Genomic DNA, 16,645 nt, shown 5'->3' on the forward strand with positions numbered 1-16,645 from the left:
GTAACAAACTATCACAGTGTGTAATCAACTTATAATTTTGAGTCAAAAATGATAAGAACAAAAAATATTTTCTTAATTGGTCCAGTTGGTGCTGGAAAATCTACTATTGGTAAGCAATTAGCGAAACAGTTAAAATTAGAGTTTATAGATTCTGATGATACAATAGAAAAAAAATGTGGCGTTGATATTAATTGGATCTTTGACCTGGAGGGTGAAGAAGGTTTTAGGCAGCGCGAGAGAGATGTTATCGCTGAAATTTTAGCGGAAAAACAAAATATAGTATTGGCTACCGGTGGTGGTGCTATCCTTGATTCTGATACTAGATCATTACTATCATCACGTGGCAAAGTTGTCTATCTTGAGGCGACTATTGAGCAACAACTTGAGAGAACTGCTAAAGATACAAAGAGACCTCTTCTGAGAGTCGATGATAAAAGACCTGTTTTAGAACAGTTAATGGCTGAGAGAGAGCCTTTGTATAGGAGTATTGCTGATGTTGTGGTTGAGACAAATGGTGCAACGGTTAAAAATATAGTTAATAAAATATCTACATTCCTAGTTGAAGAAACAATTCTGTGATTAGTAAATTATTAGTTAGTCCCACATCTAGTGCAGCTTATGATATTTTAGTAGATTCCTCACTAGATTTTTCTCATATTTTCTCATGGATAGAAAACAAACAGATTTTGGTCGTTACGAACACTACCGTAGCTGATTTGTATCTCAGTATATTTTTAGACTCAGTACCCAATGAGTTAAACATCAAAACATGTATACTTGAAGATGGGGAACAATATAAGTCGCAACAGAGCTTGGATAAGATTTTGTCATGTTTGTTGCAGAATCAGTATACACGTAACTCTACCGTTTTAGTAGCATTAGGAGGAGGTGTTGTTGGTGATATCACGGGATTTGCAGCTGCGATATATCAGCGAGGAGTAGATTTCATTCAAATACCGACTACATTATTATCACAAGTGGATTCTTCTGTTGGTGGTAAGACAGCGATAAATCATTCTCTAGGCAAAAATATGATAGGAGCTTTTTATCAACCAAAGCTTGTATATACATCTGTACAGTTTTATCAAACTTTACCCCAAAGAGAATATATATCTGGTATGGCTGAAGTTGTTAAGTATGCTTTTATATCTAGAGATTTTTATATTTGGCTTGACTTAAATAAAGAAAAAATCTTAGCTAAAGATACTTCTACTTTGATTGAGATGGTAAAAAGAAGCTGCCATATTAAATCGGAAGTCGTAGCTGAAGATGAAAAAGAAACTACAGGAGCTAGAGCTATACTTAATTTTGGCCATACTTTTGGTCATGCTATTGAGAAGTGTCAAAAGTATTTGGGGCTAAAGCATGGCGAAGCTGTGGGTGTTGGGATGGCACAAGCTATAGATTTTTCTTGCTATCTAGGGATGATATCAGAGCAACAAGCAAAAGACTTTAAAGGGTTCATAACTAGCTTTAGAATCTCAACTGACTTTCCTAAAGATATTTGTCAAAGAGAATTTTTAAATGCTATGCTTTTAGATAAGAAAAATAGCAATAAAGAGCTAAAATTTATTCTTATAAAAGACATTGGCAATTTAGCTTTGCAAAAACAGTCTAAAAGAGACTTAGAATTATTCTTAATAAACTCTAATAGAAAATAAGTAGTTACTTTGGTAATATGTTTTTATAAGTAACTCTTAATATGTTATGTAATATGAAAGGTAAAATTTTAGTAACAGGATTGATGTTTTTATCACTTTTAGGCGTTTCTTATGCAAGCTATGGTGTTTTAGATGATCAAGGTAAGGTTATAACTAATTGTGCTGATTTAGAAATAGAAAAAGATAATCAAGATAGGTTTTCAAGAGCTGTTTTTTCAAGGTGTAACAACAAAGAAGTGTTTTCCTATACTGGAAATTTTAGATATATCGATAGGTAGTATTGGTTTTCTTAATTTTAATCGAAGCAAAGTAGTTATTTGAAACTAGCTATACTGATGATTTAATTTTTATTTTCTATTAGATTTTTAGTAGCTTTTTTTAGTTCTTTTCTATAGTAGTCTAGATTTTTTGAAGACTCATCTTTCAAATCTTTAATTTGTTGAGTCAAAAAAGTAATTTGACTTTCTAGACTTTCTTTCAAGTCAGATATGCGTTGTTTAGATTGTTCTTGAACAAGATCGCAATATGACCTAGCATCCTTAGCTAATCTTTCTGCAGTCTCACGACGGATACTTTCCTTTACTAATGCAGAATATAGTTTTTTGATTTTGATTTCTTCATCAGGTTCATTAAGTAGTGTTGACCACTCATCTGAAATATTGCTAAATAAATCCAGTTCGTCAATATCTTGAAGTATTTTTGTAACATTTTGACTGATAGCCATTAAATTTAAATCCTTTTAGTATTTTTTTGTTTGAATAAACTTATTTTAGATAGGTAATAAATGCTATGAATAAACCTAAAATTATAGAGCAAATAATACCGGAATGTTTAGCTAAATAAAAGAGTATTTTTTGAAATAATTCCTTTAACGATATTGGTTGTGTTAAGTGTATAGTATAAACTAGTGTAATCCTTATATTTAATAAGCTCGTCTATCATGAAAATAAAAAATGATCTTATATTCAATTCAGTTGAAAAAATAAAATACTCTGCACGTAGAGGGATGCTTGAACTTGATATAATCTTAGCGCCATATTTAAATAATTGTTATATGCAAGAAGATCTTACTGGTAAGAAACTTTTTGTTGAGTTTTTGGCTAGTGAAGATAATGATATGTTTGATTGGTTATTTAAAGGGGTAACTCCACCTGATAAATATAAAGAGCTTGTTGATAAAATTATTCAAGAGAAAAAGAAGTTTAATAAAAATATACTAAAGTAAATATAAGAGGAAACTATATGAATAACTTATTAAATCATTCAAGTGAGTATCCTATTTCAAGTGAAATAATGAATATCTCTAAATATTGGTTAGTAGAAGAAAAAGAAGCTGTAACTAAGCTTGTTGAAAAAGCTCACATGACAAGTGTCCAGAAAGCTCAAGTAAGAGAAAGAGCATATAGCCTAGTAGAAAAAGTTAGAAAAAATAGATTAAAAAAATCTGGTATCGATGCTTTTATGATTGAGTACGATTTATCGTCTGAAGAGGGCATAGTTCTAATGTGTTTAGCTGAGGCATTATTAAGAGTTCCTGATAAATATACTATTGATTTGTTAATAAAAGATAAGCTCACAAGTGCTGCTTGGAAGAATCATGTTGGTAGAGAAAAGCATCTGTTTGTCAATGCTGCTACTTGGAGCTTGATGCTAACAGGTAAAATACTAAAAAATCCTCATGGAGCATATCGAAAAGTATTTCAAAATTTACTAAAAAAATCGAGTGAACCCGTAATTCGTCAGGCTATGAAGCAAGCGATGAAAATAGTTGGTAAGCAATACGTACTTGGTGAAACTATTGAAGAAGCATTAAAAGTATCAGAGGTGAAAGTTGCTAGAGGCTATAGCTACTCCTATGATATGTTAGGTGAAGCAGCGATGACAATGGCTGATGCTGACTACTACTATGAACAATATATACATGCTATTAATGAATTAGCTAAATATGCTACAAATAAAGAAATTAAAAAGAATCCAGGTATATCCATAAAACTATCTGCTTTGCATCCACGCTATGAGGTTGCTAAACACCGAAGAGTTCATCAGGAGTTATATCCAAAACTTCTAAAGCTTACTCAATTAGCTAAACAGTATAATGTTGGCATGAATATTGATGCAGAAGAAACTGAGAGGTTACAAATATCTTTGGAGCTAGTAGAGAGATTAGCTCATGAGCCATCTCTAGATGGATTTGATGGAATTGGTATAGTTGTTCAGGCTTATCAAAAAAGAGCTCCTTACGTACTAGACTACTTAGCTAATCTTGCTAAGAAAACAAATAGAAGATTTATGATTCGTCTTGTAAAAGGTGCATATTGGGATGCTGAAATCAAACATGCTCAAGAGCAAGGTTTAGATGGCTATCCGGTATTTACACGTAAATATCATACAGATGTTTCTTATCAAGCATGTGTAGAACAACTTTTTGAAAACCATCAATATATTTACCCTCAATTTGCTACGCACAATGCGCAAACTGTAGCTGTAGTTATGGAGTTAGCTAATGGTAATAAAGATTTTGAATTTCAATGTCTACACGGTATGGGAGATCCTCTATATGATAATATCGTAGGTAAAGAGGGATATGAGGAGATTCCTTGTAGAATATATGCGCCTGTTGGAGGTCATAAGCATTTACTTGCATATTTAGTTAGAAGATTATTAGAAAATGGTGCTAATAGTTCATTTGTAAATAGAATCGTTGATGAAAATTTACCTATTGAAGAGCTAATAGAGGATCCAGTTAAAAAAGCTATAGATTATGGCTGTGGTCAGCATCCTAATATACCTTATCCTAAAGATATAGTAGCTCCTAGGTTAAATTCACAAGGCTACAATACAAATGACTTTGCTGAACTTGCTAGTATGTATAAAAATATTGAGAAATATACTCATAAAAATACATACAAAGCAAAACCAATAGTCTCTAATGTTGATATTGACAAAACAACTGCTGAAGAGGTTATAAATCCTAATACTGGAAATACAATAGGGTCTGTTATCAATGCTGATGCCAAAATGGCTAAAAGAGCATTGAAAAATGCTCAGAGTGCTTTTGAGGATTGGAACAGTACTCCTGCATCCCAAAGAGCAGAAATCTTAGAGAAATTCGCAGATCTATTAGAGAAAAATACTAATGAATTTATCGCTATAGCTATGATTGAAGCGGGTAAAACTTTATCAAATGCAATTGATGAAGTTAGAGAAGCTGTAGATTTTTGTCGCTATTATGCAGCTCAAGCTCGTAAAGAATTTAATGGACCTATTGATTTACCAGCGTTATCTGATCATTTGAAACAGATTGAGTTTACAGGTAGAGGAGCTATGGTATGTATTAGTCCTTGGAATTTCCCATTAGCAATTTTTTTAGGTCAGATAACCGCTGTATTAGCTGCTGGTAATACAGTAGTTGCTAAGCCAGCTGAGCAGACTCCAATCATTGCCTATAAAGCTGTTAAATTACTATTCAAGGCAGGTCTTCCTAAAGGGGTGTTGCAGTTTACTCCTGGAGATGGAGCAACTGTTGGTAGTGCTTTGGTTCAAAGTCCTGTGTGTAAAGGTGTAATATTTACAGGTTCAACTGAGGTCGCTGGAATTATAAACCAAACGTTAGCATCAAAATCTAGTGAGATAGTACCGTTTATAGCAGAAACAGGTGGACAAAATGCTTTAATTGTTGATTCATCTTCACTTCCTGAGCAGGTTACTGCTGATGTTATACGTTCTGCTTTTGACAGTGCCGGCCAACGATGTTCAGCATTACGTATATTATGCTTACAGGAAGATATAGCAGATAATTATATCAAAATGATTGTTGGTGCTATGAAAGAACTTAAAATAGGTGATTCAAAATACATCGATACAGATGTTGGACCTGTAATAGACAAAGAAGCAGCTGATAATCTAAATGCGTATATAGAAGAGAAGAAAAAACAATTTAAACTAATATATCAATCAAAGCCAAATGAAGATACTCAAGAGGGTACTTTTGTATTGCCAACAGCATTTGAAATAGAGAAACTATCTGATCTTGGTAGGGAGCAGTTTGGTCCGATTCTTCATATCCTTAGGTTTAAAGCTAATGAGCTTAATAAACTTGTAAAAGATATTAATTCTACTGGATATGGTCTGACTGCTGGTGTTCATAGTAGAATTAATGAAGTTATGAACTATGTTAAAAATAATATTAAAGCTGGTAATGTCTATGTCAATAGGAATATTGTTGGTGCTGTTGTAGGTGTTCAGCCTTTCGGCGGACAAGGTAAGTCTGGTACTGGTCCAAAAGCAGGTGGTCCTTATTATATGCATCGTTTGGCAAATGAGAAGCTATCAGGTGTTGGAGCAGTAGAAGAGATTTATAATCCTGAAAAAATTTCTAACGATGAAAAAGCCACAAATAAACTAATAAAAGATAAGTACAGTATTAGTAGTATTGTGGCTGGTGAGAAAGCCAAAAAGGATAAATATATCGATTTAAAATCGGCTGATGGCAAAAATATTGGTAAAAAACATATTGCTTCAGTAAGTACTGTAGATAAAGCTATAGAAATCGCCAATGCAGAAGCAGATATTTGGAATCATATAAATGCTGAAGACAGAGCTGTAATTATTGAGAAATTCTTAGATTTATTAGAAAAAGAACGTCATCTAGTAGCATCATGCTTGGTCGCAGAGTCAAATATATCTGTAGAAGATGCTCATATTCAGATTGATAAAACTATACAGCAGGTAGCATACTACTGTTTACAGGCTAAAAAAGAATTTGCTCATCCTGAACTACTGCCTGGACCAACAGGTGAAATTGATGAACTAAGCTTGAAAGGTCGCGGTGTAGTAATTAGTATGTGTTCAAGCTGTGACATGTTAATAAGATTTGTAGGTCAATCTACAGCAGCACTATTAGCAGGTAATACTGTAGTTACAAAGCCGGCATACACAGGCAACCTTACAGCTTATAATATTGTTAAGTTAATGCTTAAAGCAGGAGTTAACCCTAAAGTTATCCATCTAATCTTATCTGATGATGAGGAGATTATTTCGGCATTACTCTTTAATAGTAAGGTAGCTTTAGTAGCTTTTTCTGGAAGTATTTCTTCTGTTAAACAGATTCATCAGGCTTTAGCGTTACGTAGAGGAGCAATTATCCCGTTTGTTGCTGAGAGTGTTGCTAAAGATGGTAAGTGTACTAGCTTGGCAATAGAAACAGCATCACCTCTATATTTGCGCAGGTTTGTTGTAGAAAAAACAGTTAGTGTTGACACTACAGCATCTGGTGGTAATGCCTCTTTAATGAGTCTAGAGGAATAAAAAATATTGTAAACTCATATTCTTGATGATAATTTAAAAGTTACGTTGTTAAATTTTTTTGTCAGTTAATGATCGAAAACTATCAAATAATCATAGCTTAAAAATATGAAAAATATTTTTTTGTCTAGTTTTAAATTAATTATAAGGAATGAATATGAGTGATAATGTATCTGTAAAAAAGATGTCGTTGTTTAGTGCCGTTTTAATCGGTACTACTTGTATGGTCGGCTCAGGTTGGCTATTTAGTGCTCAGCTTACAGCTAAAAATGCTGGTAACTGGGCGTTCTTAGCATGGATCTTAGCAGCATTAATTGTTGTGATGATTGCGCTATGTCTTGGTAAAGTTGTATCTCTGTATCCAGTAAGAGGAGCTACTACTAGATCGAGCGCGATATCTCATAATAGTATTTTTGCAATGCCATTTGCTTTTGCAAACTGGTTTGGTATTGTAGTGGTTATTTCATCAGAGGCTTTAGCAACTACACAGTATTTATCAGGTGTTAAAGCTATGGAGTGGTTGATGCACGATGGTGTTTTAACTATGTCAGGGATGATTTTTGCACTAGTTGTACTATTTATATATCTAGTAATTAATTTTTATGGTGTCAAACTACTAGCTAGAGTTAATAATGCTATAACAGTTTTTAAAATGGCGGTTCCATTTATAATTGTCATTATATTTATAGCTTATGCACTTATGCACAGTTCTGATCATGTAAGTATGTTCTCAGATGATATCCCTAATAATTCCCAGTTTGGATTTAGCTCAGCATTAACAGCTATTGTTGCAGGTGGTTTAATATATACTTTCAATGGCTTTCAAACTGTAGTTGCTTATGCTAGTGAAGTTAAGAACCCCGGTAGAAATATCCCATTAGCTATTATTCTAGCGCTACTAATAGTTTTGACTTTATATTTAGGCTTACAATATGCATTCATGCAAGCGGTACCTCATCAATATCTTTTAGAAAAAGGTGGTTGGGCTGGTTTAGATTTTGATTCACCATTATTACAGCTAGCAACATTATTAGGACTTGGATATATTTCATTTTTGCTTATAGTTGATAGTGTTGTTAGTCCATCTGCTACAGGTTATACATATTTAGGTGCATCTTCGAGAATGCTATATGCAATGTCCTCAGAAGGGCAGATGCCTAGATACTTTGCTAAGATTACTCCAGTTGTAAATATTTCGCGTAGATCTCTTCTTGCAAACTTTATATTGTCAGTTATATTTCTGTTTTTCTCAGACAACTGGACAGGTTTAATGTTGGTTGTGACAGGCTTTCATATTATTGGATATATGGCAGCACCTGTGAGTATGGGAGCTTTAGCACCACGTACTAGATTATTTGGTTTAGTAGTATTTGTAGTTTTGACATTACTACTTAATACTGTAGAGATTCAAACACAAATTAATATGAGTGCTATACTCGTAGTTCTTATAACTATATATGCAAGTCTTGAGTTTAGAAGAATTGGAATTAAGAACCTTCTGATGCTTATATTACCATTTATAATTTTTGTTTGTTTAACTACACCTATCACAAACTATTTTGCTGATGCAGCTGTTGGTATTGTCTTCTATTTGTTTGTGACTGATAAGCGTTATGTAGCATTTTGTAGATCTACAGCAAATGAGAAGAATATTATTGTCGATTAATGCTTTTTAGCTATAGTCATTAAACTTTTATCTATCTATAATACATCTCTAATATTATCAATTTATTTTGAGTAATGAAAAATGCAAAATGGATTTTAATAATCCTTTGTTTAGGTTATTTTATAGACTTTTATGATTTAACGGTGTTTAGTGTTTCTTATGTTGATCTACTAAAACAACAATTTGGAATTTTTGATTCTACTAAAATTCAACAAACTTATTACTTGATAAACAATATTCAAATGGTTGGTATCTTAGTCGGTGCAATCCTCTTTGGTATCTTAGCTGATAAGTTTGGGCGTATTACTGTTATAAAATATAGTATTTTGCTTTATTCTTTGACTACTTTGATGTGTATATTTGTGAATAATATTTACATTTTTATGTTACTAAGATTTTTAGCATACTTGGCTCTAGCGAGTGAGTTTGCTGTATCTAGTGTTTTGATAGTAGAATTCTTTCCGCCTCGATTAGCCGCTTGGGGAATGAGTCTTTTGTATATTTTAGGTGTAATGGGTGGAGTTGTTGCTACACTTTTTGGTGTTTTCTCTTACAAAGTGATGTTCGTTTTCGGTGGATTTGCTGGTTTGGGTATATACGCATTTCGAAGAGTGTTAGAAGAGTCCCCACATTTTATAGAGTTGTATAAATCTGATAAATTTAAAAATGCGGGAAGTATTGGTTTTCTTATCAGAAATTATAATAAACCGCTGATTCTTAACTTTTTAATTACACTACCTTATTTCTTTGTGATAACTGTAATGTTTGCATTGGTGAAATTCATCGCGAATGATGTCGATTTTGCAAGTTTAGTTAAGCTGTTTTTATTTGGATTTTTTGCAGGAAATATTATTAGTAGTATTCTTAGCGGAATATATAACCAATATTTTAAATCACCGAGTTTATTTTTTGTAATAAATATAGTTATATTTCTGGTGAGTATCTTTGCGTATAAATATGTATCTAGTGATTTTATATTTTTCTATGGAATACTTATTGGGCTTATTGGTGGTGGTTATAACATTATGTGGGCACAATATGCAGCAACTGAGTTTCCAACAGAAGTTCGTTCATTAGCTACTAATATGATATTTGCCTTAGGCAGGACTAGTAGTATTTTCTTTGGGATTATTTTTGCTTATTGGATTACTAATGAAAGCACATTTAGAATGAATGTAAATATCTTAGCTGTATTAGTAGCTATTATGGTTTTACTAATAATAATGTTTTATAAAAGAGAGAAGATATTAAATAAATAGAGATTAATATTTATGAGTAATAAGATTTTATTTGGGATTACTGGTAGTGTATCAGCTTTTAAGACTATAAATTTGATAAGACTTTTTATTAAAAGTGGTGTTGAGTGTAGAGCTATAGTCACTAAAGGAGCACAGCAGTTTATAAAGCCTGAACTTTTAGTAGCCTTAGGCTGTAATGTCTACACTGATGAATCTTTGAATATGAGTGAATATAGTCAAAGTATGGCACATATCAATTTATCACGTTGGGCTGATAAAATATTTATAGTTCCGGCTTCAGCAAATACTATTGCAAAATTAGCTCATGGTTTAGCTGATGATTTATTAAGTCAAACAATATTAGCTAATGAGGATAATTCTAAAGTATATATAGCTCCTGCTATGAATGTAAATATGTGGCAAAATCAACTAACTCAGCTTAATATCACAAAGCTTCAAAATATAGGATTTAATTTGATTGCTCCAGATCAAGGCATTCAAGCTTGTGGAGATATAGGTGGTGGCAGATTACATGAGCCTGAAGTTTTATTTGAGTTATTGAATATTGCTCAAGATTTCAAAGCTAAAAAAGTAGTGATAACAGTAGGAGCAACTGTAGAAGATATCGATGGTGTTAGATACCTATCAAATTACAGCTCTGGTAAGATGGGTTTTGCATTGGTAAGAGAGTTACTTGTAAGAGGAGCAAATGTAGTAGTATTAAAAGCAAAAACTACAATAAGTTTTGATATTAAACATCCTAATTTAGAAATTATTGATACCAAAAGTGCTGATGAGATGAATCAGGCAATGCTCGAGAAAGCTAAAGATAGTGATATTTTTATTGGTTGTGCTGCAGTAGCTGATTATAAGATCAAAAATAAATTTACAAATAAAATTAAAAAAACTGATGAAACTTTAACTTTAGAGTTTATTAAAAATCCTGATGTTTTAGCAAATTGTAAAAAGTCATATCCAAGTATTTTTGCTATAGGCTTTGCGGCCGAGTCTGAAAATATAGTTGAATATGCTCGATCTAAGCTTGTCAAAAAAAATCTAAATATGATAGTTGCTAATTCAACCGAAGTATTTGGTAATGATAATTCAAGTGTAACAATCTTATCTGAAAATAATTTAAAAGAGTATAATAATATATCAAAATCACAAGTTGCAAAATTGATATTAGACTATGCTAAAAGTATCTACTAAAAGAATTAAAACTGCACAAAACTTCCTAAATGTAATTTCATTAGAAAATGATAATATCCAATTAGAACTATTAGATATTGGAGCTACTGTATATTCTCTTAGAACTAGAGATAACAATGGTAAGTTTGAAAATATAATCTTACAGTATACAGATATAGAAAATTATCTTAATAATCCATCATATTATGGTGCTAGTATCGGTAGGGTAGCTGGGAGGATCAAAGATGGTGAGTTTATCCTAAATAATAAAAAGTATAGTGTTAGTAAAAATGAGAAATCTATTAATACTCTTCATGGAAGTTTTAATAATATCTCTCATCAGCGATTTGATTATACAATTAATCAAAATAAAGTTAAATTTAGTCGTATTCAAAAATCATCAGATGATGGTTTTCCAGCAGATGTACAGATTGATATAACTTATGAGTTACAAGATAATTCATTAGTAATCCATTTTGAAGCCATAGCTAATGAAGATACATTGCTAAATCTCACAAATCACAATTACTACAATTTATCTGGAGATTTTAAAGCGACTATTGAAAATCACAAATTACAAGTATCTGCAGAGAGAGTAGTAATAACTGATACAAACAGTATACCTAAGGAAATTATAAAAGTTCCTTATGAAATGGATTTTAGTCAAGAATCAGTTATTGCAGATAAATTAGAAACTAATTTTGAATATTTTAGTGGTGGCGGGGTAGATCATTGTTATATTGTTGATGGGGCTATTAAATTGACAGATGAGATCAGTGGACGAAAGCTTGTAGTAACAAGTTCTTATCCAGCTACGCAGATATATACTACTAATTTTCCTGATGGTTTGAAGTTATCAAATGGTTTAAATTCACAGAAATTTCATGCAATATGTTTTGAGCCACAGTTTATACCAGTAATTGGCAAAAACTATGATAAGTCAGATATTAAGCTCAAGAAAGGACAGCAATATAAACAGTTCATTAAACTTGAGTTTTGCACTGGCTAGAATTTGTTTAAATTATAAATACGATTTAACAAATTCAGGAATTTTTTTACGTTTTTAGTATGTTATAAGTGTTAGATTTTGTTGCTATTAGGAATTGTAGTTTTATATAGCAAGGAATTGAACTATGTTTTATGATATTGTCACAATAAGTATTATGTCAACTTTAAAATTAAAATAATTAAAATGACTAGTAGTGAAATAATGTAAAGAGCTATATATTGAAATTCATCTAAATATTTTGCTACTTTATGACCTATAGGTACTCCAACAAAAGAACATAAAATTAGTATAAGTGCTACAGAAAAATTAACATAACCAATACTATAAGCCGGTAAGTTTGATATGTGAGCTCCAATAATTATAAAGACGATTATTCCCATCATAGCGATTAGCATATTCATCGCTGTTATTACGCCTATTGTCTGTTTCATAGTAAGGTTAGAGCTTTTTAAGACAGGAGATAGCATTAGACTTGACCCACCTCCCGTACAAGATGATAGCAATCCTACAAAGAAACCAAAAATAGTATATTTTCTTTTGTCTATTTTGATCTCATCCGATGTTTTATTAGAGCTTTTGTGAGATATTAGTTTTTGAATGAATCTTATAAAAGCATAGATGGTAATTAGTATTAGAATAATAATATTCATTTCTGCAGGCATAATTTTCTCAATAAAACCACCAGCAATCATTCCAAATATTGTTAACGGAAGTAATATCAGGAAGATATTCCAAAGCATTTGCCCAGACCTATGACTTCTATATGTACTGGCAATGTTAGTTACTAGCATAACTAAAAAACAGGTTCCAAAAGCTAAGTGCACTGACATTGCCAGACTTACTCCAGTCAGAGGAAAATAAATTAATAGTGCAGGTACAATAGTTAATCCTCCTCCCCAGCCGAATAAGCTAGTGAAAAAACCACTTGCAATACCTGCTGCTATTAAAGTTATAATGTCAATTATGAGCATTTTATAATACTCCTTATGAATATTAGAGAAATTGAATGTGTAATAGTCTAGATCGAAAATATGTAGATTCAAGCTATATTTAGCAGTATATATTTTTTGAAATTTACACAGGAACACATTTACAGTAGTTAGCAGAAATTACTATAATTCAGATATCAAACTCAAGAAAAGGCAGCAATATAAGCAATTTATTAAATTTGAGTTTTAGTTTAATTTCTTATGCAACTCTAATGCCTTATCTCGAGATTTTTTGAGGTCTACTACAGGTTTTGGATAATTATCGCCCAATTTAACTCCTGCTTCTTGTAATACTAACTCGCTTGCTTCCCATGGCTTTGCAAGTAGTTTATTGGGTAAAAGTTTGAGTTCAGGTACATACTTACGGATATATTCAAAAGCTTCAAATTTTTCAGCTTGAAGTACAGGATTAAAAATTCTAAAGTAAGGAGCAGCATCTAGACCACAACCAGCAACCCATTGCCAGTTAGCATTATTACTAGCAAAATCAGCATCAAATAAAGTATCAAAAAACCATTTTTCTCCATATTTCCAGTGGATAAGACAGTTTTTGATAAGAAAGCTAGCAACTATCATACGTACGCGATTATGCATATAGCCAGTCTGCCAAAGCTCTCTCATGCCCGCATCTACTATCGGGATGCCAGTATGTCCTGTTTGCCATTTTTTGAGAAGAGTAGGATCATTATCCCATTCAAAACTATCAAATTTTTGGTTGATGTTCTTGTTATGTAGTTCAGGATAATAATATATCTGATAATAAGAGAAATCACGCCAAACTAACTCTTTGATAAAGTGCTCTTCATTGTTACCAATATAGTCTAGACTTTGCACGGCATTAAAAATTTGGTTAGGTGATATCTCACCAAAGTGTAAATATGGAGATAATTTAGAAGTTGAGTCTGTACTCATAAAGTCTCTAGCTGTTTTATATTCTTTTACTTTACTATCTAGAAACTCCTCAAGGATTTGATGCGAGGCAACTTCGCCAATTTGCCATTGATCTATTATATTTTGCCAAGAAAGTTTTGGCTCTAATAGTTTTAAAGAGCTTAAGTCAGCTGCAGTCTCTAGCTTTTCTAGCGAATTAAAACATGGTTTGGCAATATTTGAGCGATATTTTCTAATTTTGATAAGTTCCTTATAGAACGGTGTGTAGACCTTGTAATGTGTGCCATCATTTTTTTTACATTGCCATGGTTCGATAAGTAAACTACCATTAAAACTACTTACATTTATATTTTGCTCTTGTAGAAATTGTTTAATCTGAGTATCTCTATCAATACTGTACTTGTCATAACATCTATTCCAATAAAAATCTGTGATATTATTTTCTTTAACAAGTTTTTTTATGATTTTTAGAGGGTTGCCTCTAAAAAAATGGAGTTTATTATCTAGAGATTTATTTAGGCTGTTCAAAGAGTGATGAAGCCAAAGTTTGCTAGCACCACCAATCTCTTGATTCTCGTCTAGTATAAATATTGTAATTGTTTCATCTGCTTGACTAGCCTGATGTAGAGCAGGGTTATCCGCAAGGCGTAAGTCTTGACGAAACCAATGTATAGCTATTTTTTTAGACATATTTCACCATCTATGATTTTGTATAACATATCGACATGCTCATCAGAGTCATTTAAACATGGAATCAGATTAAACTCTTTACCACCTTTTTCAATAAAGTTTTCTTTTTCAGTGATTGCTAGCTCTTCCAATGTTTCTAGGCAATCGGCACTAAATCCTGGGGCTATAACTACAACTTTTTTATTTTGCTTTGCAAATTCTTCTAGTTTGACAGTTGTATATGGTTCTAACCATTTTTTAGGACCAAAACGAGATTGAAATGATAATTCAAAATCTATATTAGGATATTCATTCTGTAGGCTCTCTTTAACCAAGCGATAAGTTTTGTGACAATGACAATAGTAGGGATCACCTTTATCAAAATATTCCTTTGGTAAGCCGTGGAAAGAAAATAAAATTATATCCGGATATGAGTCTGTAGCTTGCAGATAATTTCTAATTTGTTGACTGATAGTTTGAATATGAAACTTATTATCATAGTAAGGATTTATTGCTTTGATAGTGGGTTGCCATCTTAGCTTTGATAAGACTCTATAAACCTCATCATACACAGTCGCAGTAGTAGTCGCAGAATATTGAGGATATAGTGGAAATACTATTATCTCAGTTACCCCTTGATCTTGTAAGCTTTTAATCTTACTTTCAATGCTTGGATTACCATAACGCATCGCACAATCTACTATATAATTATCGCTTCTTTGATCTAGTTTTTTCGCTAGATTCTCGGTGTATAGGAGCAGAGGTGATTTATTATGTGCTTTATTCCATACGGCTTCATAAGTATGGACATTCTTTTTTGAACGAATTGGTAGAATAATTAAATTTAAGATTAGCTTCCATAATAAAGGATTAGCTTCTATTACTCTTCGATCAGATAAAAATTCTCTAAGATATTTTTTGATGGATTTTGCATCATAGTTATCTGGTGTACCTAGATTAACTAACAAAATAGCTTTTTTATTATATTTGTTACTATATTGTTGCATAGTTACTTATGTATATATTTTTACTAAGAATAATTGTAACAAAATATCGATAGTCTAAAGTTAAATTTTTTTCATATAAGTAACTAAAAAGGTTATAATTAATTTTGGCCTAAAAGCCTTTTAAAGGAGATATAAAATGAAAAAGATAATTTTAATGACACTTGGTTTGATGAGTGTAGCAATCAGCTACTCTTATATGCGTCCAGCAAATCCATATACAATGTATTATGGTCCTGAAGTTGAGCAAGAGAGAGCTCAAGGTGCTGCTTATGTACCACCAGATAGACAATTCATTAATTCAAGATATGGTGAATATATTGACAATAAGCAAGTAGAATTTAGCCCAGGTGATGACGCAAATAGACTATTTTGGTCTTATAGTCAGCCATAGAGTTGGGTTATATATTCTGAGTTTAAATATAAGAAAACGTTTATTAATGTATGGATATTGATTCTTGGTAGAAACTTTTTGTAGAAGATAAGCGTATGAATACAAGAAGAGCTCGAAAACTAATTAGAAAGAGAAGAAGATTAGAAAATTCTAAATTACTCGGCTTTGCTGCGCATAGAATTACAGATAAAAGTCTATGGATTGCTAATTATGACACTGTAGCAAGAGGTGTTTTTGTCGGCTTTTTTTGGATGATGATTCCTTTGCCCCTGCAAACGACTCCTGTAGTTATTTCAGCTATAATTTTGAGAGCTAATATGCCAATAGCGATTTCAACAGTATGGATTAGTAATCCTTTGACTTGGGTACCGATGTATTTGGGAAACTATATATTTGGATGCTTTTTGCTTGGAGAGCAGGTTTATATCTCAGACTGGGAAACATTTGGTTCTTATATGCTCAATCATTTACATGAGTTTTGGAAACCGTTGTTTTTAGGTAGTTTTGTCGCGGGCTTGTTAGTGGCTAGTGCTGGATATATGGCAGTGCATGTACTGAGGATTGTTAATCATTTTTTGGTTAAGAAGAACTAGGTCAAAATAAGAAAATTAAAATGAAGATTGTTGAAATAA

15 protein-coding genes are annotated in these 16,645 nt (G+C 32.1%); 11 read left to right on the top strand and 4 right to left on the bottom strand.

What is annotated here, in order from left to right:
• The first annotated feature begins 48 nt into the window (after positions 1 to 48).
• From aroK to F0R75_RS03065, 3 genes are read left to right on the top strand one after another with little or no spacing between them, the layout of a single operon-like run.
• Entirely contained in the window at positions 49 to 579 is a 531-nt protein-coding gene (aroK, locus tag F0R75_RS03055; protein ID WP_013922997.1) for a shikimate kinase AroK, read from the top strand.
• A complete protein-coding gene (gene aroB / locus F0R75_RS03060; protein WP_149368383.1) occupies positions 576 to 1,661 on the top strand; it encodes a 3-dehydroquinate synthase in 1,086 nt (361 codons plus the stop codon). The genes aroK and aroB overlap by 4 nt, the downstream gene beginning before the upstream one ends.
• Positions 1,662 to 1,714: 53 nt before the next feature.
• A complete protein-coding gene (locus tag F0R75_RS03065) occupies positions 1,715 to 1,939 on the top strand; it encodes a hypothetical protein (protein WP_041263936.1) in 225 nt (74 codons plus the stop codon).
• A 62-nt stretch (positions 1,940 to 2,001) separates the two neighbouring features.
• Here the strand turns inward: F0R75_RS03065 and F0R75_RS03070 are convergent, their stop codons facing one another.
• On the bottom strand, positions 2,002 to 2,385 hold the full coding sequence (locus tag F0R75_RS03070) for a hypothetical protein (RefSeq protein WP_013923000.1): 384 nt from the start codon (positions 2,383 to 2,385) through the stop codon (positions 2,002 to 2,004).
• A 216-nt stretch (positions 2,386 to 2,601) separates the two neighbouring features.
• Between F0R75_RS03070 and F0R75_RS03075 the strand changes: the two genes are divergently transcribed.
• The 6 genes from F0R75_RS03075 (at position 2,602) to F0R75_RS03100 (ending at position 12,066) form a co-directional block, all read left to right on the top strand.
• Positions 2,602 to 2,886 carry an FAD assembly factor SdhE gene (locus F0R75_RS03075; protein ID WP_146422071.1) on the top strand — a complete coding sequence of 95 codons (285 nt, stop codon included), beginning with the start codon at positions 2,602 to 2,604 and terminating at the stop codon, positions 2,884 to 2,886.
• A 17-nt stretch (positions 2,887 to 2,903) separates the two neighbouring features.
• Positions 2,904 to 6,968: a bifunctional proline dehydrogenase/L-glutamate gamma-semialdehyde dehydrogenase PutA gene (putA, locus tag F0R75_RS03080; RefSeq protein WP_149377197.1), complete on the top strand. Its 4,065-nt coding sequence runs from the start codon at positions 2,904 to 2,906 to the stop codon at positions 6,966 to 6,968.
• 154 nt (positions 6,969 to 7,122) lie between these two features.
• Positions 7,123 to 8,631, top strand: coding sequence for an APC family permease (locus tag F0R75_RS03085; RefSeq protein WP_149368381.1), 1,509 nt, complete (start codon positions 7,123 to 7,125; stop codon positions 8,629 to 8,631).
• A 74-nt stretch (positions 8,632 to 8,705) separates the two neighbouring features.
• Positions 8,706 to 9,890, top strand: coding sequence for an MFS transporter (locus F0R75_RS03090; RefSeq protein ID WP_149368380.1), 1,185 nt, complete (start codon positions 8,706 to 8,708; stop codon positions 9,888 to 9,890).
• Positions 9,891 to 9,902: 12 nt separating this feature from the next.
• Positions 9,903 to 11,078: a bifunctional phosphopantothenoylcysteine decarboxylase/phosphopantothenate--cysteine ligase CoaBC gene (gene coaBC / locus F0R75_RS03095; protein WP_149368379.1), complete on the top strand. Its 1,176-nt coding sequence runs from the start codon at positions 9,903 to 9,905 to the stop codon at positions 11,076 to 11,078.
• Entirely contained in the window at positions 11,059 to 12,066 is a 1,008-nt protein-coding gene (locus F0R75_RS03100) for an aldose epimerase family protein (protein WP_149368378.1), read from the top strand. Before coaBC ends, F0R75_RS03100 begins: the two co-directional genes overlap by 20 nt.
• Positions 12,067 to 12,218: 152 nt before the next feature.
• Here the strand turns inward: F0R75_RS03100 and F0R75_RS03105 are convergent, their stop codons facing one another.
• The 3 genes from F0R75_RS03105 to hemH all read right to left on the bottom strand — a co-directional run bounded on the left by F0R75_RS03105 (position 12,219) and on the right by hemH (position 15,622).
• Entirely contained in the window at positions 12,219 to 13,037 is an 819-nt protein-coding gene (locus F0R75_RS03105) for a sulfite exporter TauE/SafE family protein (RefSeq protein ID WP_149368377.1), read from the bottom strand.
• 204 nt (positions 13,038 to 13,241) lie between these two features.
• Positions 13,242 to 14,636: a cryptochrome/photolyase family protein gene (locus tag F0R75_RS03110; protein WP_149368376.1), complete on the bottom strand. Its 1,395-nt coding sequence runs from the start codon at positions 14,634 to 14,636 to the stop codon at positions 13,242 to 13,244.
• A complete protein-coding gene (gene hemH / locus F0R75_RS03115; RefSeq protein WP_149368375.1) occupies positions 14,621 to 15,622 on the bottom strand; it encodes a ferrochelatase in 1,002 nt (333 codons plus the stop codon). Before hemH ends, F0R75_RS03110 begins: the two co-directional genes overlap by 16 nt.
• Positions 15,623 to 15,758: 136 nt before the next feature.
• Between hemH and F0R75_RS03120 the strand changes: the two genes are divergently transcribed.
• Together F0R75_RS03120 and F0R75_RS03125 are read left to right on the top strand one after the other, a co-directional pair.
• The gene (locus F0R75_RS03120) at positions 15,759 to 16,013 is read left to right on the top strand and encodes a hypothetical protein (protein WP_013923010.1); all 255 of its coding nucleotides are present in this window, start codon (positions 15,759 to 15,761) and stop codon (positions 16,011 to 16,013) included.
• Between the two features lie 95 nt (positions 16,014 to 16,108).
• Positions 16,109 to 16,606: a DUF2062 domain-containing protein gene (locus F0R75_RS03125; protein ID WP_149368374.1), complete on the top strand. Its 498-nt coding sequence runs from the start codon at positions 16,109 to 16,111 to the stop codon at positions 16,604 to 16,606.
• The last annotated feature ends 39 nt before the right edge of the window (positions 16,607 to 16,645 follow it).

This window comes from Francisella marina (assembly GCF_008369785.1).
Taxonomy (GTDB): Bacteria; Pseudomonadota; Gammaproteobacteria; order Francisellales; family Francisellaceae; genus Francisella; species Francisella salimarina.

Excerpts from the sequence above, each read along its gene's own strand:
- F0R75_RS03100 (WP_149368378.1), top strand. The coding sequence starts at position 11,059 with ATGCTAAAAGTATCTACTAAAAGAATTAAAACTGCACAAAACTTCCTA.
- F0R75_RS03070 (WP_013923000.1), bottom strand. The coding sequence starts at position 2,385 with ATGGCTATCAGTCAAAATGTTACAAAAATACTTCAAGATATTGACGAA.
- F0R75_RS03085 (WP_149368381.1), top strand. The coding sequence starts at position 7,123 with ATGAGTGATAATGTATCTGTAAAAAAGATGTCGTTGTTTAGTGCCGTT.
- putA (WP_149377197.1), top strand. The coding sequence starts at position 2,904 with ATGAATAACTTATTAAATCATTCAAGTGAGTATCCTATTTCAAGTGAA.
- F0R75_RS03075 (WP_146422071.1), top strand. The coding sequence starts at position 2,602 with ATGAAAATAAAAAATGATCTTATATTCAATTCAGTTGAAAAAATAAAA.
- F0R75_RS03065 (WP_041263936.1), top strand. The coding sequence starts at position 1,715 with ATGAAAGGTAAAATTTTAGTAACAGGATTGATGTTTTTATCACTTTTA.
- F0R75_RS03120 (WP_013923010.1), top strand. The coding sequence starts at position 15,759 with ATGAAAAAGATAATTTTAATGACACTTGGTTTGATGAGTGTAGCAATC.
- hemH (WP_149368375.1), bottom strand. The coding sequence starts at position 15,622 with ATGCAACAATATAGTAACAAATATAATAAAAAAGCTATTTTGTTAGTT.
- F0R75_RS03125 (WP_149368374.1), top strand. The coding sequence starts at position 16,109 with ATGAATACAAGAAGAGCTCGAAAACTAATTAGAAAGAGAAGAAGATTA.
- F0R75_RS03090 (WP_149368380.1), top strand. The coding sequence starts at position 8,706 with ATGAAAAATGCAAAATGGATTTTAATAATCCTTTGTTTAGGTTATTTT.
- F0R75_RS03110 (WP_149368376.1), bottom strand. The coding sequence starts at position 14,636 with ATGTCTAAAAAAATAGCTATACATTGGTTTCGTCAAGACTTACGCCTT.
- coaBC (WP_149368379.1), top strand. The coding sequence starts at position 9,903 with ATGAGTAATAAGATTTTATTTGGGATTACTGGTAGTGTATCAGCTTTT.
- aroK (WP_013922997.1), top strand. The coding sequence starts at position 49 with ATGATAAGAACAAAAAATATTTTCTTAATTGGTCCAGTTGGTGCTGGA.
- F0R75_RS03105 (WP_149368377.1), bottom strand. The coding sequence starts at position 13,037 with ATGCTCATAATTGACATTATAACTTTAATAGCAGCAGGTATTGCAAGT.